This is a genomic window from Frankia sp. ACN1ag (assembly GCF_001414035.1).
GTDB classification, from domain to species: domain Bacteria; phylum Actinomycetota; class Actinomycetes; order Frankiales; family Frankiaceae; genus Frankia; species Frankia torreyi.
In genome coordinates this window covers 77,822-95,334 of record NZ_LJPA01000013.1, presented here as the reverse complement: position 1 = coordinate 95,334, position 17,513 = coordinate 77,822, and the positions used below count along the sequence as shown (strand labels likewise).

The window sequence follows — 17,513 nt, the reverse complement described above, 5'->3', positions numbered from 1 at the left end:
GGCACCCGGCGACGCGTGACGAGCCGCGGCTCAGGGCGCCGGGTGCAGCTCCGTGCGCAGCTCGTGGCTGCCGTCGGGCAGGGCGGCCTCGTAGTACAACCGGTGGGCGCCGTCGGGCAGGGGCACGACGCTGACGTAGCGCAGCGCGCCGTCGCCGTCCGGGGAGAAGGCGACCGGCTCGGTGCCGACGGCGTGGAAGCGTTCGGGGGTGATGCCGACGGCGAGGCCGGTGTGCTCGGCCCAGTTCTGCGCGGCGCTGGCCCGCCCGTCGTAGTAGGCCACCGGCTGGGTGCCGCCGGTGAGCACGGAGGTGATCCGCACGCCGCGGGCGTCCCAGTGGCCCGGGCGGGGGGCGAGCGCCGTCCCGGTCCAGGTCCAGTGGACGCCGTCGGGGCTGGTGGCGTGCCGGCTGTCCATCCGGTCGGTGGCGGCCGGGTCGTCGAGCAGGTGGCAGGACGCCCACAGCTGCCACTGCCCGTCGAGTAGGGCGACGACCGGGTCCTTCACGGCGAGGGTCGCCGGGTCGCCGGGCAGCACGGTGCGCCGCCGATGCGGGTCGAAGGCGGCCGGGGAGTCGGCCTCGAGCAGGTCCACCCACCAGTGCGGGCTGCCCGGGGCGGCGCAGCTGACGTAGAGCCGCCACGACCCCTGCGGGGTCACCGCCAGTGCGGGCCGCTCCAGGCTCTCCGCGCCAAACGGGTCCCGGGGGATGCCGGCGATCTGCGTGAACGTCTCCCCGTCGGTGGAGCGGGCGATGACCAGTCCGAAGCCGCGGCCGGCACCGACCGGGCGGCGCAGCCGGTAGGCCAGGTAGAACACGCCGTCGGCCAGCACGGCGCAGGGCGCGCCGGCCCAGAAGCCGGGGCCGTGCCCGGGGGCGGGCGCCACCGTCGTCGCGGGCTGCCGACCGGGCAGGGGGATGGTCTCGGACGCCGTGTGCTGCTGGCTGATTGCCACCGCGCAACCCTACCGTTCCGCTGCACGGGGAGGCTTGCGAAGTGGGCCCCGCCAGGGCCGTTACGCGGTTAGCATCCTGATTTCACCGGTCGGGTTACTCGGCTATGCCAGTGGGGATGGCCTCTCGCGGCTGGCCTTTCGACCGGCGCCGCCGGGTGCCCGCGGATCGGTTGACGCCGATCCCTGTCCGTGCGGATCGGCCGCGGCCGATCCCCCGTCCGTCAGGAGCGACCGCCGATGGCCCTGCCCGACTTCCTCGTCCTCGGCGTGCCCAAGGCCGGCACGACCGCGCTGCACGCCGCGCTGTCGCGCCATCCCGGGCTGTTCCTGCCGCAGGTCAAGGAGCCGAAGTTCTTCCTGTCCGAGGGCCCGCCGCCGGCCCGCGGCGGCCCCGGCGACGCCCAGACCTACCAGGAGCACGTGTGGCGCCGCCGCGACTACGAGGCGCTGTTCGCCCCCGCGCCGGCGGGGACGCTCACCGGCGAGGCCACCCCGTTCTATCTGTACGACCTCGACGCGCAGAACCGGATCCGCCGCCTGCTGCCGAAGGTGCGGATCATCGTGCTGCTGCGTAATCCGGTCGACCGCGCCCACTCCAACTGGACGCATCTGTGGGCCGCCGGGTTGGAGAGCGAACGGGACTTCGTCCGCGCCTGTGCGCTGGAGGAGCAGCGCCGCGACGCCGGCTGGGCGCAGTTCTGGCACTATGTGTCCCTCGGTCGCTACGGCGAGCAGCTCGCCCACCTGTTCGGCCTGTTCTCCCGCGACCAGGTGCTGCTGCTGCGCTACCGGGACCTGCGCGACTCCCCCGCCGCCACACTGGACCGCGTCTGCGAGTTCCTCGGCGTCGAGACCGGCCTCGTCGGCCTCGTGCCGTCGGAGAACGTCACCCCGTTCGTCGCCGACACCCCGGTGAACACGGCGCTGCGCGCGGTGCTGCGGACCGGCGGCCGCGTCGGCCACCACTTCCCCGTGCCGGTGCGCCGCGTGGTGCGCGACCCGCTGCTGTCCGCGCTGCAACGCCAGAAGGGCGGCCGGCCGAAACTGACCCCGGAGCAGCGCCGCGCGGTGCTGCCCTACTTCGTCGACGACATCGCCCGGCTGGAGGAGCTCACCGGGCTGGTCTACCGCGACTGGCTCACCGTCGGCCTCGAACCCGAGGTGATCGACTGACCGGACCGCGCAGGGGCCAGCCCCGCGAACGCGGAGTCGGCCCCGCGCACCCGGGATCGGCCCGGCGAACGGGGATCGGGGATCGGCCCGGCGAAGCCGGGATCAGCTCAGCGAACGCGGGTCCGCGGGGACGTCGACGGCGTGGGCGCGCAGTGCCTCCAGGGGGATGACCTCCAGCGCCCGCTCGTGGGTGGAGGCGAGCACGACCGGAGCGGCGGCCCCGGCGTCGTAGGCCTGCAGCCAGCGGACGGCGACGACGCACCACCGGTCCCCGGGGCGCAGGCCGGGGAAGGAGTACTCCGGCCGGGGCGTCGACAGGTCGTTGCCGACCTGCCGTTGATGACGCAGGAAGTCGGCCGTCACCACCGCGCACACGGTGTGGCTCCCAAGATCCTCCGGACCGGTGCTGCAGCACCCGTCGCGGTAGAACCCGGTCACCGGATCGGTGCCGCACGGTTCGAGCTCGCCACCGAGAACGTTGCGCTCCTCTGCCACCCGCCCATTTTCTCCTACCCGCGCCGCGGCCACACGGTGTCCCGCCAGATCGGGCCAGCCGGGCCCCGGTGACGACCGGCAGGTCCGCCCGAACGGGGGGCCGCGCTGGCCGCAGGCCGACGGCCGACGGCCGACGGCCGACAGCCGCAGGCCGGCGGCCGGCGGCCCCTGTCCCACCTCGTCCTGGCAGGCAGAGCTACGGACGGCCGGCGATGTTGTTTGACCAGACCGCTATGTGTCCCGGCGCGTAGGCGACCAGATTGCGGTCGTCCTGAAGACTCAGAACAGTGTCCCGTCGACCTGTTCCCGTCGACCAGACGGCGCGGTTACCGGGAGCGACGACCACGAAGTTCCCGTCGTCCTGCGCCAGCAGGATGGCCTCGGGCGTACCTGTCCCGCTCGCCCACACCGCACGACCACCTGGAATGTACTCGACCAGATTGCCGTCGGCCTGCATGGAGAGATAGTTGAGGCCATTGGGGGAAAAGATCTTGTCCCCCGGTGCCAGCCGATTTCCGTGGACGAGATCGGTCGTCCGGTAGTTTCCCCAGTAGCCGGCGTCGTCTGTTTCGTAGTCCACGTTGAGGGCGATGCGCGGCGCAGTGCCGAGCTCGCTCTTCATGGCATGGGACTCGTCGCCGAAGACGCACCACGCCGGATCACTGCCACCATGCGAGACGCATGATGCCTGCTCTTTCGGGCTCGTCTTCTTTGCCCAATGCCCCCGCTGGAAGTTCAGGTAGATCTCGGAGTAGTCCTTGGTCGGTCCCACCTCGATCAGATGGATCTTCGTGAAGTAGTCCACGTTGGACTTGAGATCAGCGGCATTCGAGGTGCCGACCGTCAGTACACGAGGGTTTCCGTCGAACGCCTCGGTGTCGAGATAGGCGTGCGGTAGATTTGAATCCCAGCCACGATACCCCCCGGCCTTGTTGAGGCCGCCATACGCCTCGACGTCAACCTCCAACGCACTGGATCCGGTGCATGCGAGGGCGGAGATATCACTGTCGGAGAATCGGAAGTCGACGGTCACCAGGTACTCATGTGATCCGCTCGAACCTGATTTCAGATAGGTCTGTCGAACCTTCCCTCCACCCGGGTGCCAGTTTCCGCACTTTCCGGCCGCCATCGCGACTCCAGGAAAAACCATTAACGTTGCGAACAGGACGGCCAGAAACGCGACCGAGGAGTATCTCTTCATCTGTCCCCCGTATTCGATTCGCGCTCCCCAGGGATGCGCATCGCCGGCCGAAAATATGTGCGGACCTAGTCCCGATACAAGAGATTGGGCCGCAGTGGTTAGCAGGTAGCACGATTTGCCGCAAACGTCCGGCCACGGTTTTTCCCTCGATGAGCGCCGAACCGGCCTTCGGCAACAGCGCGTGGCCATGGCCGCGATGCCGTCCCGCCGGCTCGACCACCGATGGCTGGAGACGAGGCGAGTTCCTACGATGACGCGATCGGCGCCCAGGGGTCTGGGAGCGCCATGGCCGCCGAGCCGTTCGATTTCGGTGCGCTGCCGGGTGTCACCGCGCCGGTGGCTTCGCCTGCCGGGTTGGTGGCGAGGCCCATCGGCCAAGTGCCGGCCTCCGCCATCCCCGGCCGACCTGCGGAGAGAGGTCGACCTGTGTCATGCGCGATCAGCTGCTTGAGGCGGTTCCCGTTCTTCGGACAGTGATCCCGGTGTGGGCTCATTGATCCCTTGACGGAGGAGATCAATGACCCGGTCGCGGAGGCGGTTCACGCCCGAGAACAAGGACGAGGCCGTGAAACTCGTCATCGATTCGGGTCGACCGGTATCGGCGATCGCGAAAGATCTCGACATCAACGAGTGTGCAATGACGTGCCGTGACGGCAGTTGCCCACTGGCCTGTATCCGGGGTGACTTGCTGACAGCGGCTGCGACATGGGCTGGCGGGGTCTGGCGACACCTGCCCGAGCGGCAGCTGGCCGAGCGGCAGCTGGCCGAGCGGCAGCTGGCCGAAATCTCGATCATCGCGTGACGCGGAGCGCCGCACGGCAACCACTTTGCGTCGCTGCAAAGAGGTCGCGGGGTCAGCCGGCCTCACCTGCTCATTCGTCGGCCACCAGCGTCTGGTCACTCCGGGGTAGGCACGCCTCGCGGATGACCGGCGCAATGGGGTCGCGATCTGCCACTGGCAGCCTGATGGGAACGTGGGTGCGCAGGGCCGCGGGTAGCGGGTCGGCGTGGACGACGGTGAGGTCGCTGACGGCTCGGGTGAGCACGACGTACAGGCGGCGAAGGCCCAGGCGGGGATGGGGTTCGCCGGCGACGATCGCCGCCGGTTCCACGGCGATCACCTGGTCGAACTCCAGGCCCTTCGCCAGGGAGGCGGGCACGAGGCAGGCCCGCGACGGCGTCCCGTCGACGCCGAGCACGTCGACGGGCAGGTCGGCGGCGCGCAGGGCTTCGGCGAGGGCGGGGAGGTCGGCGTCGGCGGCGATGACCGCGAACGAGCCGCTGGCGGTCCGGACGCGGGCGACCTGGGCGGTGACGGTGGCGGCCACGTCCGCGGTGGGCAGCAGCGTCAGGGCGCCGGGGGTGGTGCGGGCCGAGGTGGGCGTGGTCAGTTCGGCGGCGATGTGGGGTAGCAGGCGGCCGGCGAAGCCGAGGATCTCCGCGGGGACCCGGTAACCGCGGGTGAGGACCTCCAGGTGGGCGTCGGGCCGGCCGAGGTGGGTCAGCTGGGCCGCCCAGGAGGTGGCCGCCCACGGGGTGGTGCCCTGGGCGAGGTCCCCGAGGACGGTCAGGGAGCCGTCGGCACAGCGTCGCGCCAGGGCCCGGCACTGTAGCGGGGAGAGGTCCTGCGCCTCGTCGACGATCACATGGCCGAAGCCGGGAGTGCCCTCGATGAGGTCGCGGGCCTCGTCGATGCAGAACACGTCGGCGGGTGACCAGCGGGCCGTGCGGGCGCCGCCGGGTGGTGCGGCGGCGAGCAGCGTCGCCTGCTCGTCGGCGTCGAGGACGCCGTCTGCGGCGCGGGCGAGCAGGGGCGGGTCGGTGAGCAGGCGGCGGACCAGGGTGGCCGCGTCCACCTTCGGCCAGGCGGCCTCGACGGCGCCCTGGACCGTCCGGCTGCGGGCGAGGGTGCGGACCGCGCCGTCGGTGAGGTAGTGCCCGCTCGCCTCGGCGCGCACGCGGACGGCGTTCACCAGTCGGCCGGCGAGCCGTTCGCGTCCGGTGGCGTAGCGGAAGGTGCCGGCGGCCAGGCCGGCGGCGGCGTCGGCGAACAGGCCGGCGACCTCCTCCTCCCCGACGGTCCACCGGCCGGTCCTGGTCACGACGGCGACTGGCCCGGTCGGGGGGTGCAGCCCGTCGTGCAGGGCGCGGCGCAGCACCGTCGCCATCCGGGCGTCGCCCTTGAGGGTGGCCGCGTCGAGCGTGTCCGCGCCGGCGACGGTGACGTCGTCGACGAGGTCCGCCAGCGTGCTGTGGCGGACGGTGAACTCGCCGAGCGCCGGCAGGACGGCGGCGATGTAGCCGAGGAACGCCCGGTTCGGCCCGACGACGAGCACCCCGGCCCGCGCGAGCCGCTCCCGATGGGCGAACAGCAGGTAGGCGGCCCGGTGCAGACCGACGGCGGTCTTGCCCGTCCCGGGCGCCCCTTGGACGCACAGGCTCACCGACAGCTCGGCCCGGACGATCTCGTCCTGCTCGGGCTGGATCGTGGCGACGATGTCACGCATCGGCCCGGACCGCGGCCGCTCGATCTCCCGCTCGAGCAGCCCCCCAGCCGCCACCACCGCCGTCCGCGCCCCGCCCTTGTCGCCATGGTCGCCGCCATCGGCGTCGGGGGTGCCGTCGCCGTAGCCGTCGGGGGCGGCGTCGCCGGTGGAGCGGACGGGGCGGGAGAGGAACTCGTCTTCGAAGGCGGTGAGCTCGGCGCCGTCGTGGCCGAAGCGCCGCCGGCGCAGCACGCCCATCGGGTCGCCGCGATGAGCCCGGTAGAAGGGTCTGGCGACGTCCGTTCTCCAGTCGACGACCAGCGGATCGTCGCCGGCCGCCTCCCGCACATGCCGACGCCCGAGGTAGAACCGCCGGCCCGCGACACCGGGCACCTCGGTCGCTCCCCATCGGCCGGAGGCGTCTGGTTCACCGGATGCGGCGGGTCCGCCGGATGCGGCGGGTCCGCCGGATCCACCGGTTGCTGCGGGTCCACCGGTTGCTGCGGGTCCACCGGTTGCTGCGGGTCCACCGTCTGAGTCGGGTGCATAGTCCAAGCGGGCGAAGAACAGCGGTGCGGTCCCGTCACCGTCGGCGAGGCCGGCGATGCGACGCTGCCTGGCGATCCGCAGATAGGCGATCGTCACCTTGTCGTCAACCGGGTCGCCCCCTGCGACCTGGGTGTTCTCGGCCTCGGCCCGCATGCCCGCGAGCGCCGCGTGGCCCCGCCGCAGGTAAGCCCGCTCCCCCGCCAGCTCAGCCTCGCCCACCGGGCCGGTTTCGCCCACCGGGCCGGTTTCGCCTGCCGGGTCGGGTCTCGTCACGACATCAGGCTCTGTCTCGTCATCTAGTCCGACGCCCCGACTTCCAGTCCCCACCACGACCCCTTTCTTAACCCGGTAAAGGATACGTGACGGTCGAAGTACCCTCGGCGGCCGAGCGGACGCCGACCGTGACTCCTGTCCGCGCGCCGGGCCGGTGCCGTGCCGGTGCCTCAGTGCGGCCGACAGGCAAGACTGCGGTGGAGGGGACGGCGGGGCGGGGAGGCACGCGGATGGCGCGAACGGTGCGGGCCGGCACATGGCGCATCCACGACCAGCTGATCGGCCTGCCGGTCACGATCGCGGATGCGCGGGCCGCCATCGCCGTCTACCGGGCCGATCCCGATGCAGCGCGCGGGGTGCTGGCGGGCGCCGGCCTGACGCCGTGGACCGTCGGGGGCCGAGCCATCAGCGTGCTGTTCGTCGTCCACTACGGGCCCTGGGTGCTCGGAAGCTACGACGAGGTGGGGATCGGGGTCGTCGTGCGGGGCCCGCGTCGGCGGCGCGGCGTGCACCTCGTTGACCTGCCGGTGACCGAGTCGTTCACCCGCGACGCCGGCCGGGCGATCTGGTCGCTGCCGAAGTGGCTCATGTCCGCCAAGGTGGATCTCACCGACCGCGCGGCGTCGATCCTGATCGAGACCGCGCCCGAACCATCCACCCCGCCGCGCCCCCTCCCGACTATGCGGAGGGACGAAACGGACACGAAGGCCTCGGGCTCGGGATACGCGGTCAAGCTCGACGGAGACGGCGGCCGGTTCGTCTTGCGGGCCCGGCTGGGGGTGGATGGTGTGCGAGTGCCGTTCCCGGTGCGCGTCCGCATTCCGCTGTGGTGCGTGCTGCCGGACGGCCCGCGGCCGGGGGTCCTGCTGCGCGGGGTGATGCCGCTGCGGCTGGGCGGGATTCGGTTCGGCCGTGGCCGGGCTCAGGTGGAGGTGGGCAATCATCCGATGTCCGAGCGGATGGCCGCCCTCGGGATGACCGACCGCCCCCTGCTGACCGGGACAGCACCCCGACTGCGCGGCAAGCTCGGGGACTTCACCGCCGCCGACATCGTCCATCGCAGTCCACGCCGGGGTCGATGACGGCCTCGCCCGCGGATCAGGCGTAGTCAGGCAGGGCGCGGCTCAGGGCGTCGAAGGCTCTCCGGGTGGCCGTGACCGCCGCCGGATGACGCGCGGCCGCGTTCTCACCGGCGCGCAGCCGCGCCCAGTTCTCCCGGGCAAGGACGCGCTGCACCGCGATGATCTGGGCGGCGGCGAGCGCCGCAGCGAGGTCCCCGGGCGCCGGCACTGCCCCGACGACGTCACCGAACGCCGACGCGGCACCGGGTAGATCATCGGCCGGCAGCGCGACCTCGGCGAGGGCGGCGGCGAGGGCTTGCTCGTCGCCGGCGGTGTACTGGGCGACGCGGCCGAGCAGGCTCGGGGTGGCGAAGACGAGCCCGTGGAAGGCGAGCACCTCGGGGTCGTCGTTGAGGCCGGTGACGGGTTCGCGGCGGTCGAGGCCGGCGAGCAGGTGGGACTCCAGGGCGGCCAGCGGCGTCACGCCGGCCGCCCTGGCGCGTACCACCCGGGCAGCCTCGCCGCGGTGGTCGAGGATGCGGTGCAGGATGAGGTCTTCCTTGGCAGGGAAGTAGGCGAACAGGGTCGGTTTGGACACCCCGGCCGCCGCCGCGATCTCGGCGACGGAGACGGCGTCGAAGCCCCGTTCGAGGAACAGGGTGATCGCCGCCGCGGACAGCGCGTCATGGATGCGCCGCCGGCGCCGCGCTCGCAGCCCCGTCTGCTCGCCCGCGCCCAGCCCGGCCGGCCCAGCGTCGCCCAGCCCGGCCGACCCGCCCGCGCCCGACCCGCCCGCGCCCGGCCCGGCAGGCCCACCCGTGTACGGCCCGGTGGGTTCGTCCGGGCCCGACATCGGCATCGGCCGCGGGGTCAGGCCACGTGGACAAAGGGACGGCGGTCGGGGTCGGGTTCGGCTTCGCGCAGGACCTCGCGGGTGACGGTGGCGACCTCGCCGGCGCCGAAGAACAGGAAACGCAGGAAGTTCACGATCGGGTTGCCCTCGCTCCACTCGAAGTACACGTTCGGTCGCATGCCCGTGGTGTCGCGCAGGTGCAGCAGCAGCGCGGCGATCGCGTTGGGCACGGACGTGCTGGTCAGGCGCAGGATCCGGTAGCCGTGGCGGTCCTCGCCGCAGACGTCGAGCTCGCCTTCGAACTCGGAGGAGTCCGGGATGCTGACCTCGAGGAACAGCAGCGGGACGTCGTCGGGCACGAACAGCTCCTGACGGGCCTTGCGGACCTTGTCGGCGTACTCGGCGGCGTCGCCGGCGTCGAGCTCGTTGGCGACCAGGTGCAGCGAGCCGGCCTCGGCGGACTCGCGCACCCACCGCTCGGCGAGGGGATCCAGGCGCACCCCGGTGACGCGCAGCTCGAACGAGCGCGCGACCCGGGAGGAGAACGACACGACAATGATCGCGATGATGAAGATCGAGCCGATGATGAGCCCGTCGGGCCGTTCGATGATGTTCGCGATGGTCGTGTAGACGAACACGACCGCGATGGCGCCGAACGCGATCGCCAGCCGGCGCCGGCCGCGGCGCAGGGTGGACAGCGTCACCGCGAGCGCCGCCGAGGTGATCAGGACGAGCACGCCGGTGGCGTAGGCGCCGCCCTGCTTGTCGACGCTGGCCCGGAAGACGATCGTGACGACGAAGCCGATGAGCGTGAACACGATGACCAGCGGTCGCACGGCGCGCGCCCAGGTCGGCGCCATCCCGTAGCGGGGCAGGTAGCGCGGGACGAGGTTGAGCAGGCCGGCCATGGCCGAGGCGCCGGCGAACCAGAGGATCAGGATGGTGCTGACGTCGTAGACGGTGCCGAAGGCGGCGCCGAGCTGTTGGTGGGCCAGGTAGGCCAGGGCGCGCCCGTTGGCCGGCCCGCCGGGTTCGAACTCCTTCTCCGGGATGAGCAGCGTCGTGCTCAGGCTGCTGGTGATGAGGAACACCGCCATGATCGCCGCGGCGGTGGTCAGCAGCGTGCGGGCGCCGCGGATGCGGCCGACCGGATTGGCCTCGGTGTCGCCCGGGTCACCGCGGACCAGCGGCATCACCGCGACCCCGGTCTCGAAGCCGGACAGGCCCAGCGCCAGCTTCGGGAAGACGATCAGCGCGAAGCCGACCAGGGCGAGCGGGTCGGGATGTTCGTTGACGAGCAGTGCGTGCCAGTCGCTGAACAGGTGCGGATGGCTCACGATCTTGATCAGCGCGTCGACGATGACGACCGCGTTGAGGCTCAGGTAGATCACGACGAGCACGACGGCGATGCCGACGGCCTCGGTGAACCCGCGTAGGAACACCCCGCCGAGCAGGGCGAGCAGCACGAGGGTGACGGCGACCTGGTGGCCGTGCAGCGCGTGCGGCGCGTACGGGTTCTCCAGGATGTGGGCGGTGGCGTCGGCGCCGGACAGGGTGATCGTGATGAGGAAGTCGGTGCAGGCGAAGCCGAGCAGCACCAGGACGAGGACCTTGCCCTTCCACCAGGACAGCTCCTTCTCCAGCATGGCGATGGAGCCCTCGCCGTGCGGGCTGTCCCGGGCGACCTGCCGGTAGACCGGCAGCGCCCCGGCGAGGGTCACCAGCACCAGCACCGCCGTCGCGATCGGGCTGACCGCCCCGGCGGCGAGCGCGGCGATGCCCGGCTGGTAGCCGAGGGTGGAGAAGTAGTCGACGCCGGTCAGGCACATCACCCGCCACCACGGGTGCAGACGGTGCTCCTCGGCGGGCTGGGCGTGCGGGCCGGAGTGCTGCTGGGCCTGCTCGGCGCCGGCCAGCAGCCACCGCCGCAGCCGCCGCGGGCCGGCCGGGCACCGCGCCGGTTCGGCTTCGGTCGTCGAGGTCACGGAGCAGAACACCTTCCAGCCAAGGGGGGCATGCCGAGCATCCTCCCCCGCGCGCCCGGCCGGCACGCGCCCCCGGCTCGCCCGGGCGCGCTGCGGCGCCCCGTCCCCGGGCGCCCTGCGGCGCGACGCTCCGGGCGGACCGCGGCCCCCGCCCCGGGCGGGCTCAGGTGGCGGTGCCGCCGAGGGCGGACAGGACGCTGCGGCCGAGGACGCGGGCCAGGCGCTGCAGCGGCCAGCCCTTGGACTCGCGCAGGTCGACGATCACCCGCTCGTCGAACATCGTGATCCAGACGAGCACGGCGTACTCGACGTCCTGGTCGGGAAGCTCCCCGTGCTCGATGAGGTCGCGCACGATCGGCTCGAGGGCGGCGTAGAGCGCGCCGGTGGGCTCGTCACCGAGGTGGACGCGCTCGAGGAACCCCCGCCAGCTGCGGATGTGCACCGCCGCCGGGCCCCAGTCCGCGGCCTGCTCGGCCCACCGTTCGCAGGCGGCGTCGAAGCGCCGGCGCGGGGTCCAGGTGGGCGGCACCGACTGCAGCCGGTCGGTGAGCCGGCCGGTGAGCTGCAGCAGGAACTCGCGGTGCGCGTCGTGGATCGACTCGAAGTGCCGGTAGGCGGTGGCGGTGGCCACACCGCCGCGGCGGGCGAGTTCGGGCAGGCCGAAGGTGGGGCCGGACTCGGCGAGCAGCTCGCCTACCGCGGCCAGCAGCCGGTCGCGGGTCTCCTGGGTGTCCCGCCGCAGTCCCGGTCTCGGACCCGCCATCCGCTCCCCCTCGCCGCCACCGGTGCGCACCGCCGTCGATGCGCACCGGCATCAATGTTAACCCATAACCTGGGAAGTTAATCTCATGTTTCGCGCCTTGACAGTCATCCGGGCCGACCTCAAGACTCTGGCAACACGCGAAAATCTTCCCATGTCCGCGAGAAGATCGCCAAATCAATCCCTTTCCCCGCTCCCCGAAAGCGATGTCACATGGCCGTTACCACATTGACACCCGGGCCCCACGCCCACGGCCGACGCGGCGGACGCGTTCTCGCGCCGGCCGTCGCCTCCTGCCTGGCCGCGGCGATCTCCCTGGCAGCCTGCGGATCCTCCGGCGGCGACGGCTCCCCCGCGGGCACGGGCGCCGGCGCCTCCTCCGCCGCCACCGCGAAGACGGTGCACGTGGGCGTGCTCCAGCTCGCCAGCGCGACCGTCATCGACCAGACCGTGGCCGCCTTCGAGCAGGAACTGAAAACGAAACTCGCCCCCCGTCCGGTCAGTTTCGACGTGAAGAACGCCCAGGGTGACCAGAGCCTCATCACCAGCATCTCCCGGAGCTTCGCCCAGTCGGACTCCGACGGCGTCGCCGTCATCGGCNCCCCCGCCGTGGTCGCCCTGGCGCAGCAGACGCAGGAAAAGCCCATCTTCGCCCTGGCGATGGGCGACCCGGTCGGCGCGAAGGTCGCGCAGAGTCTCGACCGGCCCGGGAAGAACGTCACCGGCAGCGTCGACTACGTCGATCCGGCCGTGCTGCTGCAGTCGATCATGAAGATCACGCCGGCCCCGAAGCGCCTCGGGACGATCTACGACCCGTCCAACCAGAACATGCAGGTCTGGATCAAGGCGTTGCGCGCCGCGGTGGCGAAGTACCCCGGGGTGAGCGTGGTGGAGTCGACGATCTCCGGCGCCCAGGACGTGCCCAGCGCCGCGCGCAGCCTCACCGGGCGGGTCGACGCCGAGCTCATCGGCCCCGACGCCACCGTGCTGGCCGCGCTGCCCGTCGTCGGTTCGGCCGCGGCCGGCGGGCGGCTGCCGGTCTACGTCGTCGGCGGGGACGCCACCGTCGCGGGCATCCTGGCCAGCATCGGACCGGACTATCCGACGCTCGGCCGCCTGGCCGCCGACTCCGCCGCGAAGGTGCTGACGGGCACGCCCGCCGCCGAGGTCGCCTTCGGCCAGCCGTCGGGCGTCGGGTTCACCGTCCAGAAGGCCACCATGACCAAACTCGGGATCACCCTGCCGGCGGACCTGCTGAGCGCGGCGACGGTGCAGTGATGATCCAGGTCCTGCTGGACATGCTGGTCACCGGCCTGCCGCTGGTGCCGGTGTTCCTCGGCATCTACACCGTCTTCCGGCTGCGCGCGGACTTCGACCTCACCGTCGAGGGCAGCTTCGTCACCGGCGGCGCGGTGTGCGCCCTCACGCTGGTGCACGGCTGGCCGAGCTGGCTCGCCCTGCTGGCGGGGACGGCCGGCGCGGCCGCCGCCGGCGCCGTCACGGCGCTGATCCACCTGCTGCTGCGGGTTCCGGTGCTGCTCGCCGGCCTGGTGATGAGCATCGGGCTGTTCAGCGTGAACCTGCACGTGCTCGACACCCCCACGCTGAGCCTCGGCACGCAGGGCACGCTGTTCAGCGGCTTCGGTTCGCTGTCCGGCCGGCAGGCCGACCTGGCCACCTCCGGGGTGATGGCCGGGGTCGTCGCCGTGGTGCTCGTCGCGTTCGGCCTGTTCCTGCGCACCGAGCTGGGCCTGGCGCTGCGGGCCACCGGCGTCAACGCGCGGATGGCCCGCAGCCAGGGTGTCAACGACCGCCGGCTGACCGTGCTGGCGCTCGTGCTCGCCAACGGCCTGGCCGGACTCGGGGCGAGCCTCAGCGTGCAGTACCAGGGCTACGCCGACGTCAACATGGGCGCGGGCACCTTCGTCGCCGGGGTCGGCGCGGTGCTGCTCGGCGAGCTGTTCGTCCGCCCGTCGGGGTCGAAGCTGCTGCGCATCGTCGGCTGTGTGCTGGTCGGCACGCTGGCCTACCGGCTGGTCCTGGTCGGTGCGCTGCGGGTGGGGCTGCCCGCGGGCGACCTGCGGGGGGTCACGGCGCTGACGCTGCTCGTGGCGATCGCGGCCGAACGCTACCTCGGTGCGCTCGGCGGCCTCGCCCGCACGCTCGCCCACACCACCCGCTCGGCCAGCGCCGCCGTCCGGCAGGAGGCCGCCTGATGCTCCGGTTGGACGACATCGACCTGATCTACAACGCCGGCCGGGTCGACGAGGTGGTGGCGCTGCGCAGTCTCAGCGTCACCTTCGAACGCGGGCAGTTCGTGACCGTCGTCGGCACGAACGGCGCCGGGAAGTCGAGCCTGATCCAGACGATCTCGGGTGCGGCCCGCCCGACCCGCGGCCGGGTCCACCTCGACGGCCGCGACGTCACCCGGCTGCCCGACCACCGCCGCGCCGGCTGGATCGCCCGGGTCTTCGACGATCCCCGGGCGGGCACCGCGCCGGAGCTGTCCATCGAGGACAACCTGGCGCTGGCGATGGCCCGCGGGCGCAGGCGCGGGCTGCGGTTCGCCGTGACCGCCCGCCGGCGCGCCGTCATGCGCGAGCACGTCGCCGGTCTGGGTCTCGGGTTGGAGAACCGGCTCGCCGACCGCGTCGGGCTGCTCTCGGCGGGCCAGCGCCAGAGCCTGACGATGGTGATGGCCGCCCTGAGCGCCCCGTCGGTGCTGCTCCTCGACGAGCACCTGGCGGCGTTGGACCCGGGGACGACCGCCACCGTGCTCGCGCTGACCACCGAGCTGGTGCGCGAGCTGGGCGCCACCACGGTCATGGTCACCCACAACATGGATCACGCGCTCGCCCTGGGCGACCGGCTGCTGGTGATGAGCCGGGGCCGGGTGATCGCGGACTACGACGGAACGGAGAAGTCCGAGATGACGGTAGGCGGCCTGATCGACCGGATCACCGGCGCCGGCGACGCGCTGAGCGACCGCAGCGCGCTGATCGAGAAGGTGGCGTCATGACGACCGCGGCGGGAGTCGGCCAGACGGAGGTCGGGCCGGACGGAACCGGGCCGGCGGGGATCGGGCCGGCGGGGATCGGGCCGGCGGGGATCGGGCCGGCCGGAACCGAGTCTGCGGGGGCCCGGTCGGACGGCGTCGGGTCGGCGCAGGCCGAGAGGGGCGATCCGATCGCGGGGCGGTTTCCGACGCTGACGGAGATCCGCGCGGCGGCGCAGGCGGTGCTGCCCCGCGACGTGTGGGACTTCCTCGCCGGCGGCGCCGGGCAGGAGACGACGCTGCGGGCCAACCGCGACGCGTTCGCGGGCTGGCAGTTCCGCCCCCGGGTCATGAGCGGCCACCCGGTGCCCTCCACCGCCACCACCGTGCTCGGCCTGCCGATGCGTCTGCCGGTCCTGACGGCGCCGTTCGGCACCGACGGGTTCTTCGACACCGACGGCCACCTCGCCGTGGCCCGGGCGAACGCCCGGTGCGGGACGTTGAGCATCGTTCCCGAGGCAGGCACCCACTCGATCGAGAGCGTCGCCCAGGCCGCCCCGGCGGCGGCGCGCGTGGCGCAGGTGCACCCCATGGGCACCGAACGCAACTTCGTGCGCATGCTGGAGCGCATCGAACGCGCCGGCTACGCGGCCGTGTGCGTGACCGTCGACTGCCCGACCGCCGGGTGGCGCGAGCGCAACCTGCGCAACCGTTTCACCGTCGACCTGCGGATGATCACCGGTAACTACCCGCCGGGCGGCGACGTCGCGGCCCAGGACGTCTTCGGCCAGCTCTTCGCCCGCGACGAACCCGTCTGGACCTGGGACCGGCTGGCCCGGCTGATGCGCCACACCGACCTGCCGTGGATCGCGAAGGGCATCCTCACCGCGCAGGACACCCGCGCCGCCATCGACGCCGGCGCCGCCGCCGTGCTCGTGTCCAACCACGGCGGGCGCCAGCTCGACGGCACGCCCGCCGCGCTCGACCAGCTCCCCGAGGTCGTCGCGGCCGCCGACGGCCGCGCCGAGGTCCTGCTCGACAGCGGGGTGCGCTGCGGCACGGACGTCGTGAAGGCCCTCGCCCTCGGGGCGCGCGCCGTGGTCATCGGCCGGCTGGCCGCCGCCGGTCTGGCCGCGGGCGGCGAGGCCGGGGTGGCCCGCGTCCTGGCCCTGCTGCACGAGGAGATGGTCACCGTGCTGACCCTGCTCGGGCACGGGTCGGTCACCGAACTGACCCCCGCGGCCCTCCAGCGGAGCCGGCCGTGATCACGAGGGTGCCCGGTCAGCTTCCGTCGATCTCGGGCGCCACCGGCCACGGCGAGCTCGTCGTCACCTCCGGCGTGATCTGCCCCGACCTGCTGCGCCCCGGCCTGACGCCGGCCACCACCCCCGACGTCCGCCAGCAGATCGACGGCGCCCTGGGAGCGCTGGGCGAGGTCCTGCGCGCGGCCGGCAGCGGCCTGCACTACGCGCTGCGGGTGGAGGCGTTCCTGGCCCGTCCGGCGGACTTCCCGCTGTGGGACAGCGCCTTCGCCGCGGCCTGGCCTGTGCACCCCCCTGCCCGGACCACCCTGGTGACCGGTTTCGCGCTGCCCGTCGTGCTCGTCGAGCTCCAGGCGATCGCCGTGCGCGCACCCGCGGCGGCGCCGTAGCGGCGACCACGGGGCGCCGCGGGGGGGGCGACGGTGGACCCCGGTGTCCGGCTGCGGCGGCACGCGGGCGCCGGCGGGGGAAGACTGGCCGGATGGAGGTTCTCAGCAGTCGGATTCTCATCAGGCCGGTCGACCCGGGGCGCAGTCGCCGCTTCTATCGCGACATCCTGGGGCTGGCGATCTACCGGGAGTTCGGGCCGCCGGACGATCCCGGCCTGGTGTTCTTCCTCGGGCAGAGCCTGCTGGAGGTCTCCGGCCGCGCCGAGGAGCCGGCCGGCGGCGGCGCGGGGCGGGTGCGCCTGTGGCTGCAGGTGCGCGACCTCGCCGCCGAGCACCGCCGGCTCGCCGCCGCGGGGGTGCCGATCGTCCGCGACCCGCAGCGGGAACCGTGGGGGCTCGACGAGATGTGGATCGAGGACCCGGACGGCATCCCCATCGTGGTCGTCGAGATCCCACCCGACCACCCGCTGCGCCGCGACCAGCGTGGGGCGCGGACCGAGCTCTGAGCGCGCCCCCGACGAGCGGGCGCGCCGCCCCCAGGTCAGACCGGACCCTGGCGGCGCTCCTCAGGCGTCGTGGCACTCTCCGGTGGCTCGGAACCGGGCCCTTCACCTGGCGCCCAGACCGTCCGGTCCACCAGGCCGTGAGGACAGCGTCCGGAACCGTCCTTGGACGACGCCCGGACACCCCGGACGCCAGCGAGTGCCGCGCCGCGGGCCCGGCGGCACTTCCGGCAGGCAGTGACAGAGATCATCGGCACGATCCTGTCCACGCCGGTGTCCTCGCTCACTTCGTCACCCGCCCACCGCCACTGCACGCCGTGCACTTCGTGACAGCATTTCCAGCGAACCGGCCGTCCTCATCGACCTCCTGCCGGCCCGTCTCCACCTCGCCCTTCCCGTCGCAGGCGGAACACGTGCCGAACTCGACCGGCTGGTCCCCGGTGTTGCCGCCGGCCTTCCGCCTGTCCGGATCGCTGTCGTCCCGGACCACGGGCGGCTTACCACCACGCTTCGTGCCCCCACGGCCCGACGACGCGCCACCGTCGGTGTTGCCCCTTTTGTTCCACACCAT

15 protein-coding genes and 2 pseudogenes are annotated in these 17,513 nt (G+C 72.8%); 10 read left to right on the top strand and 7 right to left on the bottom strand.

Annotated features, from left to right (window positions below; all coding sequences use genetic code 11):
* Positions 1 to 30 precede the first annotated feature (30 nt).
* Positions 31 to 957 carry a hypothetical protein gene (locus tag UK82_RS13805; RefSeq protein ID WP_055407547.1) on the bottom strand — a complete coding sequence of 309 codons (927 nt, stop codon included), beginning with the start codon at positions 955 to 957 and terminating at the stop codon, positions 31 to 33.
* A gap of 237 nt (positions 958 to 1,194) precedes the next feature.
* On the opposite strand from UK82_RS13805, the gene UK82_RS13800 reads away from it, so the two are divergent.
* Complete coding sequence (locus UK82_RS13800) at positions 1,195 to 2,130, top strand: sulfotransferase (protein WP_044883270.1); 936 nt, start codon at positions 1,195 to 1,197, stop codon at positions 2,128 to 2,130.
* A gap of 102 nt (positions 2,131 to 2,232) precedes the next feature.
* On the opposite strand, the gene UK82_RS13795 is transcribed toward UK82_RS13800, so the two are convergent.
* A complete protein-coding gene (locus UK82_RS13795; protein ID WP_044883107.1) occupies positions 2,233 to 2,625 on the bottom strand; it encodes a DUF2237 family protein in 393 nt (130 codons plus the stop codon).
* A gap of 196 nt (positions 2,626 to 2,821) precedes the next feature.
* The gene (locus UK82_RS13790; protein WP_157871690.1) at positions 2,822 to 3,826 is read right to left on the bottom strand and encodes a hypothetical protein; all 1,005 of its coding nucleotides are present in this window, start codon (positions 3,824 to 3,826) and stop codon (positions 2,822 to 2,824) included.
* Positions 3,827 to 4,343: 517 nt separating this feature from the next.
* Between UK82_RS13790 and UK82_RS13785 the strand changes: the two are divergent.
* Positions 4,344 to 4,457: pseudogene (locus UK82_RS13785) on the top strand (transposase); the annotation flags it as partial.
* A 241-nt stretch (positions 4,458 to 4,698) separates the two neighbouring features.
* Here the strand turns inward: UK82_RS13785 and UK82_RS13780 are convergent.
* Positions 4,699 to 7,134 carry an AAA family ATPase gene (locus UK82_RS13780; RefSeq protein ID WP_236705904.1) on the bottom strand — a complete coding sequence of 812 codons (2,436 nt, stop codon included), beginning with the start codon at positions 7,132 to 7,134 and terminating at the stop codon, positions 4,699 to 4,701.
* Between the two features lie 230 nt (positions 7,135 to 7,364).
* On the opposite strand from UK82_RS13780, the gene UK82_RS13775 reads away from it, so the two are divergent.
* Entirely contained in the window at positions 7,365 to 8,216 is an 852-nt protein-coding gene (locus UK82_RS13775; protein ID WP_044883106.1) for an acetoacetate decarboxylase family protein, read from the top strand.
* Between the two features lie 16 nt (positions 8,217 to 8,232).
* Here UK82_RS13775 and UK82_RS13770 read toward each other — a convergent pair whose 3' ends face one another.
* From UK82_RS13770 to UK82_RS13760, 3 genes are all read right to left on the bottom strand, one after another.
* Complete coding sequence (locus UK82_RS13770; protein ID WP_082121580.1) at positions 8,233 to 9,054, bottom strand: TetR/AcrR family transcriptional regulator; 822 nt, start codon at positions 9,052 to 9,054, stop codon at positions 8,233 to 8,235.
* A gap of 11 nt (positions 9,055 to 9,065) precedes the next feature.
* A complete protein-coding gene (locus UK82_RS13765) occupies positions 9,066 to 11,033 on the bottom strand; it encodes an APC family permease (protein WP_044883265.1) in 1,968 nt (655 codons plus the stop codon).
* 163 nt (positions 11,034 to 11,196) lie between these two features.
* Positions 11,197 to 11,796 (bottom strand): TetR/AcrR family transcriptional regulator, encoded by a 600-nt coding sequence (locus tag UK82_RS13760; RefSeq protein ID WP_044883264.1) that lies wholly within the window; start codon positions 11,794 to 11,796, stop codon positions 11,197 to 11,199.
* A 210-nt stretch (positions 11,797 to 12,006) separates the two neighbouring features.
* Between UK82_RS13760 and UK82_RS37665 the strand changes: the two are divergent.
* From UK82_RS37665 to UK82_RS13730, 7 genes and pseudogenes are all read left to right on the top strand, one after another.
* Positions 12,007 to 12,393, top strand: a pseudogene (locus UK82_RS37665) (hypothetical protein); the annotation flags it as partial.
* A 1-nt stretch (position 12,394) separates the two neighbouring features.
* A partial coding sequence (locus UK82_RS13755; RefSeq protein WP_236705903.1) for an ABC transporter substrate-binding protein occupies positions 12,395 to 13,071 on the top strand: 677 nt, incomplete at its 5' end.
* Positions 13,071 to 14,009 (top strand): ABC transporter permease, encoded by a 939-nt coding sequence (locus UK82_RS13750; protein ID WP_044883105.1) that lies wholly within the window; start codon positions 13,071 to 13,073, stop codon positions 14,007 to 14,009. The genes UK82_RS13755 and UK82_RS13750, both read left to right, overlap by 1 nt.
* Positions 14,009 to 14,812 (top strand): ABC transporter ATP-binding protein, encoded by an 804-nt coding sequence (locus UK82_RS13745; protein WP_044883104.1) that lies wholly within the window; start codon positions 14,009 to 14,011, stop codon positions 14,810 to 14,812. Before UK82_RS13750 ends, UK82_RS13745 begins: the two co-directional genes overlap by 1 nt.
* Positions 14,809 to 16,053: an alpha-hydroxy acid oxidase gene (locus UK82_RS13740; protein ID WP_055407545.1), complete on the top strand. Its 1,245-nt coding sequence runs from the start codon at positions 14,809 to 14,811 to the stop codon at positions 16,051 to 16,053. The genes UK82_RS13745 and UK82_RS13740 overlap by 4 nt, the downstream gene beginning before the upstream one ends.
* The gene (locus UK82_RS13735; protein WP_052680886.1) at positions 16,050 to 16,439 is read left to right on the top strand and encodes a RidA family protein; all 390 of its coding nucleotides are present in this window, start codon (positions 16,050 to 16,052) and stop codon (positions 16,437 to 16,439) included. Before UK82_RS13740 ends, UK82_RS13735 begins: the two co-directional genes overlap by 4 nt.
* Before the next feature lie 92 nt (positions 16,440 to 16,531).
* Positions 16,532 to 16,945, top strand: coding sequence for a VOC family protein (locus tag UK82_RS13730; RefSeq protein WP_044883103.1), 414 nt, complete (start codon positions 16,532 to 16,534; stop codon positions 16,943 to 16,945).
* Positions 16,946 to 17,513 lie beyond the last annotated feature (568 nt).